This is a genomic window from Marinobacter iranensis (assembly GCF_029207565.1).
Classification (GTDB): Bacteria; Pseudomonadota; Gammaproteobacteria; order Pseudomonadales; family Oleiphilaceae; genus Marinobacter; species Marinobacter iranensis.
This window is the reverse complement of sequence record NZ_JANCMW010000016.1, coordinates 1-14,641: the sequence shown is the minus strand read 5'-3', so window position 1 is coordinate 14,641 and position 14,641 is coordinate 1. Positions and strand designations below refer to the sequence as shown.

At 55.9% G+C, this 14,641-nt stretch carries 20 protein-coding genes; 4 read left to right on the top strand and 16 right to left on the bottom strand.

The genetic code is table 11. The features are described 5' to 3' along the window. Positions 1-115: 115 nt before the first annotated feature. Positions 116-1,075: a LysR family transcriptional regulator gene (locus tag NLU14_RS19485; protein ID WP_275709710.1), complete on the bottom strand. Its 960-nt coding sequence runs from the start codon at positions 1,073-1,075 to the stop codon at positions 116-118. A 117-nt stretch (positions 1,076-1,192) separates the two neighbouring features. Here NLU14_RS19485 and NLU14_RS19480 point away from each other — a divergent pair, with 117 nt between their 5' ends. Beyond that, on the top strand, positions 1,193-1,420 hold the full coding sequence (locus NLU14_RS19480; protein ID WP_275709708.1) for a hypothetical protein: 228 nt from the start codon (positions 1,193-1,195) through the stop codon (positions 1,418-1,420). A gap of 1 nt (position 1,421) precedes the next feature. On the opposite strand, the gene NLU14_RS19475 is transcribed toward NLU14_RS19480, so the two are convergent. The 3 genes from NLU14_RS19475 to NLU14_RS19465 all read right to left on the bottom strand — a co-directional run bounded on the left by NLU14_RS19475 (position 1,422) and on the right by NLU14_RS19465 (position 2,812). Then, positions 1,422-1,688 (bottom strand): DksA/TraR family C4-type zinc finger protein, encoded by a 267-nt coding sequence (locus tag NLU14_RS19475; RefSeq protein WP_275709706.1) that lies wholly within the window; start codon positions 1,686-1,688, stop codon positions 1,422-1,424. An 87-nt stretch (positions 1,689-1,775) separates the two neighbouring features. Further along, on the bottom strand, positions 1,776-2,009 hold the full coding sequence (locus NLU14_RS19470; RefSeq protein WP_275709704.1) for a DUF2798 domain-containing protein: 234 nt from the start codon (positions 2,007-2,009) through the stop codon (positions 1,776-1,778). A 56-nt stretch (positions 2,010-2,065) separates the two neighbouring features. After that, on the bottom strand, positions 2,066-2,812 hold the full coding sequence (locus tag NLU14_RS19465; protein ID WP_275709702.1) for an SDR family oxidoreductase: 747 nt from the start codon (positions 2,810-2,812) through the stop codon (positions 2,066-2,068). 245 nt (positions 2,813-3,057) lie between these two features. On the opposite strand from NLU14_RS19465, the gene NLU14_RS19460 reads away from it, so the two are divergent. Beyond that, positions 3,058-4,917 carry a diguanylate cyclase gene (locus NLU14_RS19460; protein ID WP_275709700.1) on the top strand — a complete coding sequence of 620 codons (1,860 nt, stop codon included), beginning with the start codon at positions 3,058-3,060 and terminating at the stop codon, positions 4,915-4,917. Here NLU14_RS19460 and NLU14_RS19455 read toward each other — a convergent pair. From NLU14_RS19455 to NLU14_RS19445, 3 genes are all read right to left on the bottom strand, one after another. Further along, complete coding sequence (locus NLU14_RS19455; protein ID WP_275709698.1) at positions 4,902-5,111, bottom strand: DUF1330 domain-containing protein; 210 nt, start codon at positions 5,109-5,111, stop codon at positions 4,902-4,904. The genes NLU14_RS19460 and NLU14_RS19455 overlap by 16 nt on opposite strands. A 106-nt stretch (positions 5,112-5,217) precedes the next feature. After that, on the bottom strand, positions 5,218-6,030 hold the full coding sequence (locus NLU14_RS19450; RefSeq protein ID WP_275709696.1) for a PEP-CTERM/exosortase system-associated acyltransferase: 813 nt from the start codon (positions 6,028-6,030) through the stop codon (positions 5,218-5,220). Between the two features lie 228 nt (positions 6,031-6,258). Continuing rightward, a complete protein-coding gene (locus tag NLU14_RS19445) occupies positions 6,259-7,107 on the bottom strand; it encodes a GNAT family N-acetyltransferase (protein ID WP_275709693.1) in 849 nt (282 codons plus the stop codon). Between the two features lie 209 nt (positions 7,108-7,316). Here NLU14_RS19445 and NLU14_RS19440 point away from each other — a divergent pair, with 209 nt between their 5' ends. Together NLU14_RS19440 and NLU14_RS19435 are read left to right on the top strand one after the other, a co-directional pair. Beyond that, entirely contained in the window at positions 7,317-7,754 is a 438-nt protein-coding gene (locus NLU14_RS19440) for a GFA family protein (protein ID WP_275709691.1), read from the top strand. Positions 7,755-7,794: 40 nt separating this feature from the next. Next, complete coding sequence (locus tag NLU14_RS19435) at positions 7,795-8,481, top strand: cupin domain-containing protein (protein ID WP_275709690.1); 687 nt, start codon at positions 7,795-7,797, stop codon at positions 8,479-8,481. On the opposite strand, the gene NLU14_RS19430 is transcribed toward NLU14_RS19435, so the two are convergent. From NLU14_RS19430 to rho, 9 genes are all read right to left on the bottom strand, one after another. After that, entirely contained in the window at positions 8,478-8,627 is a 150-nt protein-coding gene (locus NLU14_RS19430) for a hypothetical protein (RefSeq protein ID WP_275709689.1), read from the bottom strand. The genes NLU14_RS19435 and NLU14_RS19430 overlap by 4 nt on opposite strands. Further along, complete coding sequence (locus NLU14_RS19425) at positions 8,624-9,076, bottom strand: GNAT family N-acetyltransferase (RefSeq protein WP_275709688.1); 453 nt, start codon at positions 9,074-9,076, stop codon at positions 8,624-8,626. The genes NLU14_RS19430 and NLU14_RS19425 overlap by 4 nt, the downstream gene beginning before the upstream one ends. Positions 9,077-9,118: 42 nt before the next feature. Beyond that, positions 9,119-9,409 (bottom strand): DUF1330 domain-containing protein, encoded by a 291-nt coding sequence (locus NLU14_RS19420; protein ID WP_275709687.1) that lies wholly within the window; start codon positions 9,407-9,409, stop codon positions 9,119-9,121. A 71-nt stretch (positions 9,410-9,480) separates the two neighbouring features. After that, positions 9,481-10,020 carry a CPBP family glutamic-type intramembrane protease gene (locus tag NLU14_RS19415; protein ID WP_275709686.1) on the bottom strand — a complete coding sequence of 180 codons (540 nt, stop codon included), beginning with the start codon at positions 10,018-10,020 and terminating at the stop codon, positions 9,481-9,483. A 114-nt stretch (positions 10,021-10,134) separates the two neighbouring features. After that, complete coding sequence (locus NLU14_RS19410; protein ID WP_275709685.1) at positions 10,135-10,989, bottom strand: sensor domain-containing diguanylate cyclase; 855 nt, start codon at positions 10,987-10,989, stop codon at positions 10,135-10,137. Between the two features lie 265 nt (positions 10,990-11,254). After that, positions 11,255-11,596 (bottom strand): hypothetical protein, encoded by a 342-nt coding sequence (locus NLU14_RS19405; protein WP_275709684.1) that lies wholly within the window; start codon positions 11,594-11,596, stop codon positions 11,255-11,257. A gap of 280 nt (positions 11,597-11,876) precedes the next feature. Continuing rightward, a complete protein-coding gene (locus tag NLU14_RS19400) occupies positions 11,877-12,566 on the bottom strand; it encodes a glutathione S-transferase (RefSeq protein WP_275709683.1) in 690 nt (229 codons plus the stop codon). Positions 12,567-12,719: 153 nt separating this feature from the next. After that, entirely contained in the window at positions 12,720-13,229 is a 510-nt protein-coding gene (locus NLU14_RS19395; protein ID WP_275709682.1) for an MgtC/SapB family protein, read from the bottom strand. A 147-nt stretch (positions 13,230-13,376) separates the two neighbouring features. Further along, positions 13,377-14,480 (bottom strand): transcription termination factor Rho, encoded by a 1,104-nt coding sequence (gene rho / locus NLU14_RS19390; RefSeq protein WP_275709681.1) that lies wholly within the window; start codon positions 14,478-14,480, stop codon positions 13,377-13,379. Positions 14,481-14,641: the final 161 nt, after the last annotated feature.

The following is a 14,641-nucleotide window of genomic DNA, read 5'->3' as shown; positions in this document are numbered from 1 at the left end:
GCGGAGAACAGTCGTTTCCCTGATAGTGTAGGTTATTGCAGCCTGACTCAATGGGGCATCAGGATGAAGCTCAGAAGAAGGGCAGGCATGGGGTTAGAGCCTGGAAGGCCACATTCTAGCTTAAAATCTGCCCGGCCAGGCGATGCTTCTGCGCCCGGACGGTCTCAGTCAGAAAGTCCATCAGGGCATGAATCCTCACCACGCCCCGCAGGTCCGGATGCATTAGAAACCACAGGCCGTATTCCAGCTCGGGGATGGGGTCCGTCAGTTGGATGATGTCCCTGTCTTCGTCCCCCAGATAACAGGGCAGCACAGCCAGCCCCATGCCTGAGCGAATAGCACTGAGGATACTGACCAGGGTATCCACGCGGTAGACACAGGCTTGCTTCAGCGCGTTATTGCTCATCCACTGGTCCACCGCTGAATCCTGCAGCCGCGGCCCGGCACCAATCCAGGGCTGGCTGGCAAGGGTCTCTATGGACGCACCCGGGGTCAGGCCAAGGTCTCTGTGCCCGTAAACAGCCTGGCCGATGGTGGTCAGTGGCCGGCCGATCAGGTTTTCCGGTGGGCGGTTCGATGGGCGAATGGCAACGTCCGCCTCCCGGCGGGTGAGGTTGAACAACTGGTTGGAGACAGCGACATCCAGCACGATGGCAGGGTATTTATGCCTGAATTGCGTGAACAGGGGTGCCAGCAGCCCCATCAGCAACGAATCCGTGGTGGTGGTCCAGATCTCGCCACTGGGCTCCAGGTCCCGCCCGGCGACTTTACGTTCGGCGGCCAAAGCGGCCTCATCCATCACCCTGGCGGTGTCCGCGAGTTCTTCCCCTGCCAGCGTTGGCCGGTAACCCGTCCGGCCTCTTTCAAACAGAATCACGCCCAGGCGCTGTTCAACATCACCGAGCCGCCGGAACACCGTGGCATGGCTCACGCCCAATGCCCGTGATGCGCCAGACAGGGAGCCCGCATTCGCAATGGCGAGTACCAGCTCAAAATCATTCCACGCCAGATTGCTCCGGGTTCGCTGTTCAGCAACCGAGGGTTTTCCGGAATTTTTACCTGTTCGTTTTTGCAAAGTCTGTACTCGGTTTTAGGGAATAGTTTGCAGTTTAGAACAATATTAGCATGTACCTGAACTCATTTGACAACCACGGCGCCCCGCTACAGCTGCAGCGCCAGGGAGGAGAGAGACATGTTAATTTCAACAGAGAAGACATACTTTCACGGCGTCAATCCGTTCACCCTCCGCGAGAAGGATGAGATATCAGACCGGAGCGCTGACGACTCATTCGAAGGAAGCATACCGCCCAGATATCGGAATGGGCTGGGTGGCATCAATATTGAGCAGGTAAAGCGGGACCAGCGCCGGGCCCGGCAGGAGTTTGTCCGGGCGATGATACGGCGCCTGGCAAAACATTGAGTTACCGGAGCTGGCTATCCTTGCTGCCACGGCGATTAATGCCGCCTGGAGACGTGTCCTGCCTCTCCAGCGCGGCCTGGCACGTAATGCAAAGCCGCACCCCAGGAATCGCTTTGCGGCGCGCTTCTGGAATAGGGCTGTCACACTCTTCGCAATGGGTGGCACTCTCACCGCTGGCCAATTGGCTCCGAGCACGTTGCACTTCGTCCTCAATACTCGCGTCAATCTGATCCTGAACGGCGCCATCCCGGGACCAACCACCTGCCATAGCGTTCTCCAATCTCTGCAAAAGTATTGTAAAGCTTCGCCTGCCCCTTTCCCTGGAGTGCGCCAGTCCGGAAAACTGCTCGTACTCTCAATCACTTTCTTCCTTCAAAATCAGGCTGACCAACATATGAACCACTGGCGACACCAAAATTATAGTGGGAAAAGCGACTGCAAAGGCAAAAAGCCAGGCATTCAGCCAGATTGAAATGATATCGCTGACCCAACCCACGTTATAAACACTGATCACCAGCGACATGATGCAGGACATCAACAGTGACATGAAAAACGAAAACACAATTCTGTGATATTTGCGGTCAATCATTCTTTATCTCTTCAAGACATTCGTAGAGCCGGGCACATCAGGAAGGCGGAATCCGCTCACATGGCCCTTGCAAACAACCCAAAGGGCAGGGCCTTCAACACATAGCTGAGCGGCGTCCAGGGCCACCAGGGCACATAGGCGCGGCGTTTTTCGGATTCGATGGCTTTCACCAGTGCTTTGACGCCGGTTTCCAGGTCCACCCGGAAGGGCGCATTCTTCGTGTCGCGGTTGATATCCGTGAGGATGTAGCCGGGCAGAATGTTGCTGACGTTAATAGGTTTACCCTTGGTATCCAATTGCAGGCCCTCAGCCAATGAAGCCACGGCGGCCTTGGTGGCAGCGTACACATTGATAGGGCCACGGAACCCGCGAATGCCGCTGACCGAAGACATCAGCACCAGATGCCCGCTGTTCTGTTCCCTGAAAATCTCCATGGCCGCCTCGCTTTGGGCAATGGCGGCGATAAAGTTGGTTTCCGCCGTCTGACGGTTGGCGGCGAAGTGCCCACGCCCAATCGGCTGGGAACTGCCGATGCCCGCATTCACAACCACGCGGTCAAGACTGCCCAGCTCATCCCGGAACCCCCTGAAAACCTCGAACACCTGATCGTAGTCACACACATCCAGGCCCCGGACCAGCACCCGAATATCGGGGTAGGCCTGCTGCAATTCCTGCTGCAACGCCTCCAGCTTGTCCGCCCGTCGCGCACAGAGTGCAAGGTTGCAGCCCTTGGCAGCCCATTCGCGGGCCATGCCTTCACCGAGGCCGGTGCTGGCACCGGTAATCAGAATGTTCTTGCGCATTGGTTATGCCTTGGATGGTTCAGGTTATTTGCGACCAGATTAGCATGATTGGTTGTCATTGAAATTGGCACTTCAATGGAAAATAAAACTGCCCCAGTTTTTCGAAGAACGCAAAGCCGCGAAAGCGCCATCCCGTGATCAACCACCTGCGGGTGGCGGGCTGAGTGTATTGGCTACACTGTTGGCGACGGGTTTCGTTTTAGTACCCTGAATTCATTCAGGAACAACTGGCTCAGTTTGGACTCATGAAAATATTGATAACACTGGTTGCCGGGGCCTGCCTGGCACTGCAGGTACTGGCGGCTGAAAACGGTTTGCCGGACCGGGTTCCGATGGGGCTGGAAACCTGGTGGCTAAGCGATGAGGAACATCGGTTCGACACCCTGGAGCAGCTGCAGGCTGCCGAGGGCAACCTTGACTGGACCCGTTCCGATACTGAAAACCTCAGCTTCGGTTTTACCAGCACCCCCTACTGGTACCGGTTTACCGCGGATGCGGTTCCTTCCCCGGACCAGGTCAAGCGTTACCTGCATATTCCCGAATCCCTGCTGAATCGCATCGATCTCTACGTCGTGCGCGGTGGGGAACTGGTCAAGCACATTGAAATGGGGGCAGACCTGCCTTTTGCTGAACGTCCCCTGCAAGACCGCCAGTTTGTGGTCCCGGTACGCCTGAGTGACAGCGAGCCCACCGAGTTTTTTGCCCGTGTACAGACTGACGGTTCCATGCAGTTTGCACCCATGCACTGGGACCCGCAGGCATTCACCGAACACGCCCGCCTGGAATCCCTGGTCTCCGGCCTCTACTACGGCAGCATGCTGGTGATGTTCTTCTACAACCTGTTTCTGTTTTTCGTGGTCCGCGATCGCAGCTACCTCTATTACATCGGCTTTGTTGGGGTTTTCACCCTGTTTATGGCCTCGCTCCATGGAGATGCCTACCAGTTTCTCTGGCCCCGGGCGGTGGCCTGGAACGAAACCTCGGTTGCCTTTTTAGTCGCTGCCACCGGTGTTGCCACACTGCTGTTTACCAACTCCTTCCTGAAATTGCGGCAGCATGGCCGGAGAGCCTTTCTGTTGCTTCGTGCCATGCTGGCCATCAGTTGCCTGTTGGCGGTGCTGACGCTGTTTCTGCCCTATGACACGGCCATCCGGCTGGTTTCACTGCACGGCATATTGATCATGGGGATGGTGCTGTTTATCAGTTCCCGCATGTGGATCAAGGGCTTCCGCCATGCCCGCTATTTTGTGCTGGCCTGGGTGGTCGTACTGCTGGGCACTTCAGCCCTGGCCCTGAGCAAGTTCGGTGTATTGCCCTGGAACGCCGTTACCGCCAACGCCGCTCAGATAGGCGCCGTCATCGAGGTACTGCTGCTCTCCTTCGCCCTGGGCGACCGTATTACCCAGGAGCGGGCCGCGCGCTTTCAGGCCCAGAAAGACGCACTGGAATCTTCAAGGCTAGCTCAGAAAGCCCAGGAGGAGCTGCTGGAAACCCAGAAGTCGGTCAACGAGGAACTGGAAATCCGGGTGGCCGAGCGAACCCGGGAATTGGAAGCCACATTAAATGAGCTGGAAACCGTCAACCGCTTCCTTGAGGATGTCTCCAACACCGATCAGCTTACCCGGCTGTACAACCGACACTATTTCGTCAAGCGCTACCACGAGGAATACCGGCGCGCCCAGCGTCAGCAGACCCCGCTCAGTGTGATCATGCTGGACATTGATCACTTCAAGCACTTCAACGACACCTACGGGCATATTGCTGGCGATGAGTGTCTCAAGCTGGTGGCCAGGGCCCTGAATTTGTGCATTTCCCGGGCCGGAGATACCCTGGCCCGCTATGGCGGTGAAGAATTTATTGTTCTGCTGAGCAATACCGACACAGAAGGCGCCCGGGTTGTGGCCGAGCGCCTGAGAGAATCGGTGGAGAACCTCCGGTTCCAAATAGAGGTAGAAGTGGTGCCGGTAACCATCAGCGTGGGTGTTGCCGAGACCAAGGCCAAAGACGCCCGCAACGCGGAGCGGGTTATCCAGTTGGCGGATGAGGCCCTCTATAAGGCCAAGGAGCAGGGGCGCAACCAGGTCTGCTGTTATGCTGCTGAATGAGTTTGTGAACTTCCCTCTGAGCCTCGGGCGTGCGAGGGTCTACCGTGGTTCTGGCACGCCGGAAAGCCACCACGCCCGCCACGGAGTACAAGTTCGGCGCCCCAGGGAGCGAGAGTGGTAGGTACCTTGCTGCGGTATTTTTCCCACTTGGCTGGGTCTTTAACGGTGATCTGGCCGATTACGTAAGCTGTCATTTTTACCCTCTCAAGGTCTCAGGGCAATCAGCAGTGTAGAGTAGATCTGTTCCGCTTTTCGGGCAAAAGGTTACAAAAGATTCCAGCCACCCGAATTGAAACAAGCTCACCGATTGACGGGTATGGGGGGCAAATAACGACCTGATTCGGTGATCAACTCCCAGACATCCGAGCGACGCCGAAGGATGCCATTGATCAGGGATGCCGCTTCGGTGAAGGCGGGCCGGCGGAGGCCGTGAAACTCCATTACCGGTCCGACGTGGTCAAACTCCACACCAAAACGCTTTAACAGACGCAATTGGGCCGGCTCCATTACCGCCATCCAGTGCGTCACATTGTGTTTGACTGACATCCGCAGAATAGCGGCGAACAGGCCCAGACTGATATAGGGCATGGCGCGTCTGCCGTCCTCGGCATCGGCGTAGCAGGTTTGGTCGGTAACGCCAGTGGGTGATTCTTGTTCGTTGAGGCGCCGGCGAAATTCCCGACTTACCGCCATTCTGGAAATCTCGGCCATGTGCTGCCGGGGAGTCGCCGCAATCGTGTCCTGGGCTTGCTGGCTCATTCTGTGGATACAAGGCCCTTCCATTGGGAAGTGTGACTGCTCCGGGTTATCGCCCGCCATGACGAGTCGAACAACTGCGACGCTATCTCCGGTTCTCCGGTGCCGGATCAAGGCATGAGCCGAGCGCGGATCGTAAGCATCATGTTCCCTTTTGTCGGGAAATTGACTCGGGTCTTCAAAGGGTCTGTCGATACAGTAAACCTGGTACCGGACTTCAAAGACTTTATTGATCATTTCCTCGGTGGTGGCGACCTCAATCTCGAAAAAGGACTTGAAGATATCGCTGAGGTTCTCGGTTTCCCCGGAGGCTGTTGGATTTTGTCCATCGTTATGAAATGGAGAGTATGCAGGCATGAGCAAGTCCTCCAATCCTCCCTTGCGGGAAGTGTTGTCCCGCAGAGGCCATGTCGATTGAAAGTCCGCCGGGACAGCCAGGGGCGGGCTATTGGGTACCCAGTTAAGAAAGCTTAGTTGAAGTTTGTGGGCTAAGCCATTCTGTCATCAGGCCATCGTGATACACACCATTCGATCCTTTGCCTCAATGTTGAGTTGTGTTCAGTATTGGCACGAAGTATGTCTCGCCTATATAGGCTGAATGCCGTGCAGAGCGGTGGTTGCGTACATAGGCATAGTACAGCACCCGATGAACCCCAGCCGCTGGTAGATCTTAACCGCCATCTCCGAGGAGTGGAGGACTACGCGCTTCCGTCCGAGCGCAACGGCCCGAGAGATGGCCAACGTGGTGAGCGTGCTTGCAATCCCATAGCCTCGCGCATTTGGCCGCACGTAAACCCCAAAGATGGCTGCCGTGTCTTCGCAGCCAAGGTACGACAAATAGGCTTTGCCGACCGGCTGGTTATCATGGTAAGCGACCCACCGGACCCCGCGACCGCCCAACGTGTACGCGGACCGGTTCATCTCAAACGCATACGGGCGACTCTTTAAGGGGAGTTCCCAGTACGCGGCCATTAGCTCTTCGAAGTCTCGCAAGCTCTCTTGATCCTTCACCTCGCGATAAGCAATGGGCCCCGGCGGCGTGCCTGAAGGGGCGCTCCATGTCGTGAGGTCCAGCGCCATGCCGGTGGCGTTCTCCACGAGCGACAACCCCTGTGCGGTGAGTTGTTCCGCCAGGTTGGCGGGCTGCGCCGTGGGGTGGACCAGCCACAGAAATTCCACGGCGCGCTGGTGAAAGTGGCTCAGCACCTGCTCGATGCGCTCTGCGGCATCGCTCCCCAGGCGAGTGCGGAGTACGGCGTTGTATGGAAGCTGAGGCACAGGCGCTTCTGTCCATACCAGGTCATCCTCCTCGTGGAACACCCCGCCGGGCGCATGTCCGTAATTCGTCCATTGGGCGACAAACGCTTCCTCAATGGCTTCAATGTCAGCATGCACCCCGGTCGTCAGAAGATCACTCGAACTCTGCTCAGCCATCGCGATCTCCCGATTGACTGTAGGTTGTGAACAATGAGTATAGAACCAATTCTTTTCTCAACGAATAAAGTCATCGCTATCAACCCGGTTTTTTTGAATCCCGGTCTTAACGGCCCTTGTGGCATACGCTGCAAGGTTCCATACTTTGAGCTTCAGGATCCCTTTCCGGGGATCCACGGCGTATAACCTCAACAAGAGGGGAATGAGCCATGTCAAAGAAATATGCCGGGGGTTGTGGGCATATCCACACCCATTCAAGTAATGATCCGATAGACAACCACACCTGCCATTGTTCTGTTTGTAAACGTGTCACCGGGCAAGAGTCGACCCATGTCGTCTTCTTCAACCACCGTGACCTGACAGTGGACAATCTGGAAGGCCTGGACCGACAACCTTTCAACGATCAGAATCCGGATGGACCACTCGAGCTGTGTACCTGCGCAACCTGTGGCACACCCATCATGCTGGATGACAAGCAAAGACGAATCCGCGCAATTGTTCCGAACCTTATGGGGCACGATCCGGAGAGCCTGCCCCCGACTTACCATGCGTTTTTTGACGAGTCCACGGGCGCGCCTCGTCCTGATGATGGTCGTCCCGTTTATGCGGGGCTGCGGCCCGACTTTGTCTGGCCGCCTTCCATGTGAATAGTCTGGATTTCGCGACCGGTTGGGGAAACGGCATCCGATGCTGATCAATGCGGACTTCAACCAACGCGCAGTGGTTCACGGAGCGCGCCAGGACTGGATTCCGTCCCCCATGGCCGGTGTCGACCGGCGGATGCTCGACCGGATTGGAGACGAGGTGGCGCGAGCCACCTCCCTGGTGCGCTACGCGAAGGGCAGTGCATTCTCACCCCACACCCATGACGGCGGTGAAGAGTTTCTGATTCTGCATGGGGTTTTCCAGGACGAGCATGGCGATTATCCGGCGGGAACCTACGTGCGCAACCCGCCGACGTCCCGCCATACCCCCGGGGCTGAGCAAGGCTGCCTGATGTTCGTGAAACTGCACCAGTTTGATCCTGCCGATCGCACGTTCGTCAGGATCGATACGAACAGAATCGGCCGCATAACCGATCCCGAGAGGCCGGATGTTGCCGTCTCACCCTTGTTCGAAGATGAGCGGGAGACAGTTCAACTTGAAACCATAGCGCCCGGGGCGTCGGTCAGGATAGGGGACCCCGGGGGCTTCGAAATGCTGGTGGTTGATGGGACACTCACCGTTGACGGCGAAGACTACGAACCTCAATCCTGGCTGAGACTCCCCCCCGACGATTACGCGAGACTGGTTGTGGGACCAGGAGCCGCGACTGTTTGGGTCAAGCGGCGTCATCTGAGGCCCAGTGTGCTGCATCGCGTTGGAAACCTCTAAACCAACGCCCCATTAACAGTTGATTTTCTGGCCCGGAGAGCGGCATCGAACGCCAGGGCTGCCCATTCCTTCGCCACCATCGCCTCAAGATCAATGGCCCGCCAGAGAAAGTAAAGCGATACCAGGTAGCTGAAGAACCATTTCATAGCGTGGACCCTTCAAGATCTTTTATATAAACATGGGCCGTCTTGGTAAGCTCAAAACCGATAGACGGATAAAACCCATGGGACTCCGAACGACTTACATTGGATCGCACCACAACCCGTGAGAGCCCCTTGGTGCGGGACCAGTCCTCAACAGCCTGAACGAGCAACCTCCCGACACCGGCCCGTCGGGCACGGGTGCTCACAACCAGCCCAGTGATTTCGGACGTAAACAGCTCGCCGAGAGAAATACGCCTTTCTGCGACGGCCCACCCAACCACTGAGGCATTTGAAACGGCCACAAATACCTGATGGTTCGGCGATGCCAGCAGCGCCTCAAGCCAGGCTCCAGTCTGAGACTCGTTGGCGGAGTAACCCCATTCCAGGACGAGGTCGTGTATAGCAGATAGGTGTTCAGGTGTTCCTTTCTGGATCGAGATATCCGTATTCATTCAAGAGACCTGCTGCCAGAGTGAATCAGTGCTTCTTGCCCTCTAAGAATCGGCTTCATAGCTGACCAAATCGACCTCTGCTGCCTGTATACGCAGAGGGACCAGTGCCTGATACGAGGCGGAGTTGTGCCATTCAACCACGGCCTCCATGTTCGGGAATTTGATAACCACGGTATCCGTGTGAGGGTGTTGCCCGCTCAGCACTGTTGCCCGCGTGCCGCGGAGTACCAGTTCGGCACCCCAAGGCGCCAGTGTTTCGGGAACTTGGCTGCGGTATTCCGCCCATTTTTCTGGGTCTTTAACGGTGATCTGGCCGATTACGTAGGCTGTCATTTTTGTCCTCTCAGGGGCTCAGGGCAATCAGCAGTGTAGAGTAGATTTGTTCCGCTTTCTCGGGCAAAAGGCTACAACTCCAGCACAAGATTTCTGCCGCCAAGAAAAAGCACCCAAACCGTCACCGCAGCCCAGTGAATGATCACCGGTACCCAGATAGACCGGGAAAGCACATAAGCGTAGCCACAGGTAACCCCCATAGCGCATACGATAACCAGAAACCACGGATCCAGGAAAAGAGGAATAGCCGTGGGGTTAAACGCCAGCGCATTGAGTGGATGCCACACAACGAATACCAGTGTGCTGATGGCCACACTCCAGGCAGCCTTTACGTGCCCAGACGCCGATATGTTTCGCGGTATCAGTACACCCCTGAAGAAAGCCTCTTCGAGCAGCGACGGGAACACAAACAATAGGATGGGGAGCACGGGAGTGATTGGCGAATCCAGCCACCCGAATCGAAACAAACCGGCACCGAAACCAACGGACACCGCTATGATTGCAAACACTGGCACCAGTGCCCAGGCCTTCACCGGGGCCTGGAAAGGGGAGGCCAGAAAACTCTGGCCGAGGTTGTTTCTGAGGTACTTTCCAGGGTTTGCTGAACTCATAGGGTTGCGGATTCACAAAATAGAGCTGTCCCGGTTTCTCAAAACCATAATCGAGCACTTTCTTTGCAGCTTCAGAGGCTATGGACTTACCCCGGTGCAGCTCGTCAGTCAGGATTACGTACGTCGCCGTTTCAGCCGGTACATGTTGTCATCAGCATGGTTCAACAGGGTGTCGGCGTCCTCCCCGTCCGCTGGATAACAGGCCACGCCGATACTGCAGGACGGCGTTTTGATATTGCCGAATTCGGCACCCAAGGGCGCGGTGACGGCTGCGATGATTTGCTCCACCTTTTTGGAAACGGTTTCCGCCGACTGGATGTCGGTCAACAACACAGTGAATTCATCGCCACCCATCCGGGCCACCGTGTCCGTGTCTCGAACACAGCCTTCCAGCCGCCCGGCAATCACGCAGAGCACCCGATCACCCATGGCATGTCCATGGGTATCATTGATGTGCTTGAAGTCGTTGAGATCCAGAAACAGCAAAGCCAGACTGCTCTGGTGACGATGGGCTACGCGCATGGCCGACTCGAGTCGATCATGGAACAATGATCGGTTGGTAAGCCCTGTCAATGGGTCGTGATGGGCGAGGAAACGCAGTTTCTCCTCGGCCTGCCTCAGGGCCGTCACATCCCGCGCTACACCGATTCGCACACCGTCATCTTCGGATAAACGGGCAGACCAGAGGATGTAGACAATAGTGCCATCTCTGTGGATATAACGGTTACAGAAGTCGTTGTGGGGCTGGCCCTCCATAACTCGAACAATGGATGCTCGTGTGTCCGCAAGATCATCGGGATGCACATAGTCGGTGATCCGCGTGCCCACCAGCTCATCGGCACGATACCCGAGCAGTGCCTCACACGCATCGCTCACAAAGACGATCTGGTCATCCTGATCGACTACGAAGACAGCGTCCAGCAACAAATTGGTCAGTTTGGGGTAAAGCGCTTTCAGATCAACGGGCATAGTTCAGGGGGATTTGGTGATTCATATCGGTCAAGTATAGCCCAGCCGGTCCAACAGGTTGTCGAAAAACTGCCTGTGTGGCTGAGCCTTCTCTCCAACAGTGTAGATTAGATCTGTTCCGCTTTTCAGTTCCTGACCAGCCAGAGCCTCCGCAATACCTCCCGTATAAAATCTGCTTTGGCCGCCGTATATGCCTCTCTATCTGACCGAAATTCTGCCGCACACAACCGCTTATTCTTCTCATACCTCGAGCACGTGGTAAATTTTATCGCTTTTCCAGTTGTTTCAGGAACAGCACGATGGCCGGTGGCGCGTGGGCCACCCCAAAGGCCGTTAAAAAGGCCGCCAGACCGCCGCCTTCTTCAGCGCGCATGTAGACGCCTGAGATAACCCAGGCAAAGCTGGCCGCCACCAAAACCAACAGTATGTGGCCAAGCAAGCGCTGAGGAAGCGGCTTTACCTGACGGTATAGCTGCCAGTGGGCATACCCCGCCGTCGCGAGGGTTGCGAGAACCAAAACCAGTGTCAAAACAAGGCGCAAGTGCTTCTCCTCGGTCACGGAACAGGATTGCCAGTGCGTTCGAGGCTGGCCGGTCTGAAGATCCATCCGCTGGCACCGGCAAACCCGAACCACTCAAACACAACCTATCAGGCTAGTGGTCGAGATGCATCTCACAGAAAGACAGGCTGATATACCGGTTTGCCGGCAAATCCATCAATATTTCGCCATTACATGCACTACTGGTACTGGCAAGGGCTGAGCATGACGTCTAACTGGATCAGGCTGGCTAATGGGTGTCCCGGTTTTCCAATAACTTTGCCATTGTGAACAACCAAAGCGGCAAAAGGGGCTCCGCCTTGGCGACAACGCGCTCTCCAAGCAGGAACTACCGTATGACGTCCCGCAAAGACTGCTCAATCTGACCACCACAGTAAGCGTTACCCAATTCCCGCCGCTGATTGTCCAGAAAAGCACCTATAGAGGGGCGGCTTTCCATACGTTGGCAGAGGTTCGCCACCCTGGGGGCGTGGTGTTCCAAATCGCTGGCGAGTTCCGGAAAGCTGTGGACCAGGGAACCGAACAGTGCAGCAGTCGCAATATCGGCCACCGTGAGCCTGGTGCCCAGCAGATAGCCCGTCTCCGGCTTGAGGGAATGCGCCTGACCTGTCTTTTCAAAGATGGTCATCCAATCGGCCAGACGATGGGCCCGGAACTCCTTCCATGTGTCCTCCTCCCACATCACCATGCCATTGTGGTTGGTGATTTCCATGAGAACATCGTTGCAGTCCAGAATCACCTTCAGGGCCAGGGTGTGTTGCTCAGCTTCATCGGGAAGAAAATGGTACGCCTTCGCCAGATGCATGAGAATTGCCGGCATCTGGGCGAACCAGAGCTGGGCCCTGCAGTCGTAAAGATACGGTGGTGCCATCCCGGGGTAATGGAGGCTCAGGTTGCTGTCAGGGTAGACCTCGCTGGCATCCAGCTTCCGATAATCCGCCCGAACCTCCTCCAGCAAAAGCTGGATAAAATTGCGGCGAAAGGGAAGGTCCCAATAATAGAGTTCGTAGTCCGGCATAGTCGTCCTCCCGTAATGGTATTAGAGGGGTGAACTGCTGCCTGGAGTGTAGCGCACAGGAGAGGGATGCGTGGCTGCGAAAGGGAGGCGAAGCCGCAATGTAGCAGACCCTTCCTACGTCCATGAGCACCGGCCTCCTCCCGCTTCGGGATACTAGCTGTCACTATCCTTTTCGCTTGCATCCGAGCGCCTGGAGCCCGAAATCATCGGCACCACGTAGAGTACGATCCAAGCCAGCAATGTACATACTATTGCTGTCGCTTCGCGACCCAGGCCCACCGCAACGCCTATCGCCGCGGTAAACCAGATGCCTGCTGCCGTGGTCAGCCCGCTGGCACGTTGCTCGTCGTTCCCGTTAATGATGGTGCCTGCGCACAGAAAACCGATCCCTGTAATAACACCCTGGATAACACGGCTCATTTCCGAGTCGGATATTCCGGCTGTCTGTGGAATCAGGATGAACAAGGCTGCGCCCATGCAAACCAGCATATGAGTACGTAGCCCGGCAGCCTTTCCCCGTTGTTCCCGTTCAAAACCCAGAAGGCCGCCAAGAAGCCCGGCCAGCAAAAGCCTGATCACGACAACAACTATCTCGGCAAGGTCATTAAAGCTGGCAAACTCGCTCATGATGGTGTCGCCAGCCAGTGCTATCTCGTCTTTCATGGGCTTCTCATTCGGCACGGGACAAAAATCGACCCGACCACCCAGACTAGGCCAAGCCGTGAGGCATTGCGAACTTAATCCGCTTTATAGTCGTCTGTCATTTAACGCGGAGCTTTTTCGGCGATTTTGGAGCCGCGCAGGGCGGATTCAAACGATGGGCGTCCCGGGGATGTTTTGGAGAAGCTCGGCATTTGTGGGGTACTTCTCAAGCAGCTCAACCAGCCTTTTTGTGCCCTCTAGCGGTTTGAGACCGCCAAGCGCCCGGCGCAACGCTCTTATTTTGTCTAAATCTTTCGGGTCCAACAGCAGCTCTTCACGGCGTGTACTGCTTTTCGAAATGTCCAGGGCAGGGAAGATGCGCTGATTCGCAACCTCTCTGGACAGAACCAGCTCCATGTTCCCCGTGCCCTTGAATTCCTCAAATATAACCTGGTCCATACGGCTGCCGGTATCAACCAGAACGGTTGCCAGAATGGTCAGCGAGCCGCCATTCTCAAGGTTTCGTGCAGAGCCAAACAACCTCCGCGGGATCTCCATCGCTCTAGCATCAACCCCGCCAGACATAGTACGACCGCTGCTCTTTCGCTCCGCATTATGCACACGCGAAAGCCTCGTGAGAGAGTCAATCACAATCATGACGTTGTGACCCTCGCCAGCTTGTTGGCGAGCGATATCAAGAAGCTCATCGGCAACGCGAACGTGATGAGCATAGCTTTCATCCGAAGAAGAAGCGTGTACCTCAGCCGGGACGCTACGCTTGAAATCAGTGACCTCTTCGGGTCGCTCATCTATCAATAACGCATAAAGTTTAATCTCGGGATACGCCTTTCCCACCGCCTGGCAAATATCTTTTAAGATCGTCGATTTTCCCGACCCCGGCGGTGCAACTATCAAACCTCGCTGCCCCATTCCGATCGGCGTGATCAAATCCATCGCGCGCACCGTGAGTTTTTCTGAACCTGACTCCAGGCGAATCCCCGGCGCTGGATTGATAGCCACACCGTTCAAAAAACGTTTTTGCGGATCAGCCTCAACCTCAACCATAGCTTCGGCTTCCTCAGCCACTGGTTTGGCGTCTTTGATTGGTTTCCGGGTTAAACCTAATGTCTTTCTTGTCATGGGTGTTTGATAGCTCTTGGTTGATAAATGTTTTTCGGGATGGGCTGCTAACCTTAAAAAGAAAGAAGCCTTAATAGATTGCTGAAGACCATTTTCGAGAAAGTCAGCACAAGGGCTAAAACCAGTGTGCAAAAATGAATCTGCTTATAAGAAGAAGCGCAATGGGGAGTATAGATGGCTGGTTAGTTCGAGGCGCTGGGGCCGTGAAATAAGCCTGTTGTAGTGGTCAACTAATCCCGGACAGTATTTTAAGGTTTTCCTCAGCCGCAACCGGCGAAATGCCGTCGTTGAAT

Coding starts and splice junctions, on each gene's coding strand:
- NLU14_RS19425 (WP_275709688.1), bottom strand. CDS start 9,076: ATGAATACGGATATCTCGATCCAGAAAGGAACACCTGAACACCTATCT.
- NLU14_RS19420 (WP_275709687.1), bottom strand. CDS start 9,409: ATGACAGCCTACGTAATCGGCCAGATCACCGTTAAAGACCCAGAAAAA.
- NLU14_RS19465 (WP_275709702.1), bottom strand. CDS start 2,812: ATGCGCAAGAACATTCTGATTACCGGTGCCAGCACCGGCCTCGGTGAA.
- NLU14_RS19460 (WP_275709700.1), top strand. CDS start 3,058: ATGAAAATATTGATAACACTGGTTGCCGGGGCCTGCCTGGCACTGCAG.
- NLU14_RS19470 (WP_275709704.1), bottom strand. CDS start 2,009: ATGATTGACCGCAAATATCACAGAATTGTGTTTTCGTTTTTCATGTCA.
- NLU14_RS19455 (WP_275709698.1), bottom strand. CDS start 5,111: ATGACAGCTTACGTAATCGGCCAGATCACCGTTAAAGACCCAGCCAAG.
- NLU14_RS19400 (WP_275709683.1), bottom strand. CDS start 12,566: ATGCCGGACTACGAACTCTATTATTGGGACCTTCCCTTTCGCCGCAAT.
- NLU14_RS19410 (WP_275709685.1), bottom strand. CDS start 10,989: ATGCCCGTTGATCTGAAAGCGCTTTACCCCAAACTGACCAATTTGTTG.
- NLU14_RS19445 (WP_275709693.1), bottom strand. CDS start 7,107: ATGGCTGAGCAGAGTTCGAGTGATCTTCTGACGACCGGGGTGCATGCT.
- NLU14_RS19440 (WP_275709691.1), top strand. CDS start 7,317: ATGTCAAAGAAATATGCCGGGGGTTGTGGGCATATCCACACCCATTCA.
- NLU14_RS19435 (WP_275709690.1), top strand. CDS start 7,795: ATGCTGATCAATGCGGACTTCAACCAACGCGCAGTGGTTCACGGAGCG.
- NLU14_RS19405 (WP_275709684.1), bottom strand. CDS start 11,596: ATGGATCTTCAGACCGGCCAGCCTCGAACGCACTGGCAATCCTGTTCC.
- NLU14_RS19475 (WP_275709706.1), bottom strand. CDS start 1,688: ATGGCAGGTGGTTGGTCCCGGGATGGCGCCGTTCAGGATCAGATTGAC.
- NLU14_RS19415 (WP_275709686.1), bottom strand. CDS start 10,020: ATGAGTTCAGCAAACCCTGGAAAGTACCTCAGAAACAACCTCGGCCAG.
- NLU14_RS19480 (WP_275709708.1), top strand. CDS start 1,193: ATGTTAATTTCAACAGAGAAGACATACTTTCACGGCGTCAATCCGTTC.
- NLU14_RS19395 (WP_275709682.1), bottom strand. CDS start 13,229: ATGAAAGACGAGATAGCACTGGCTGGCGACACCATCATGAGCGAGTTT.
- NLU14_RS19430 (WP_275709689.1), bottom strand. CDS start 8,627: ATGAAATGGTTCTTCAGCTACCTGGTATCGCTTTACTTTCTCTGGCGG.
- NLU14_RS19450 (WP_275709696.1), bottom strand. CDS start 6,030: ATGCCTGCATACTCTCCATTTCATAACGATGGACAAAATCCAACAGCC.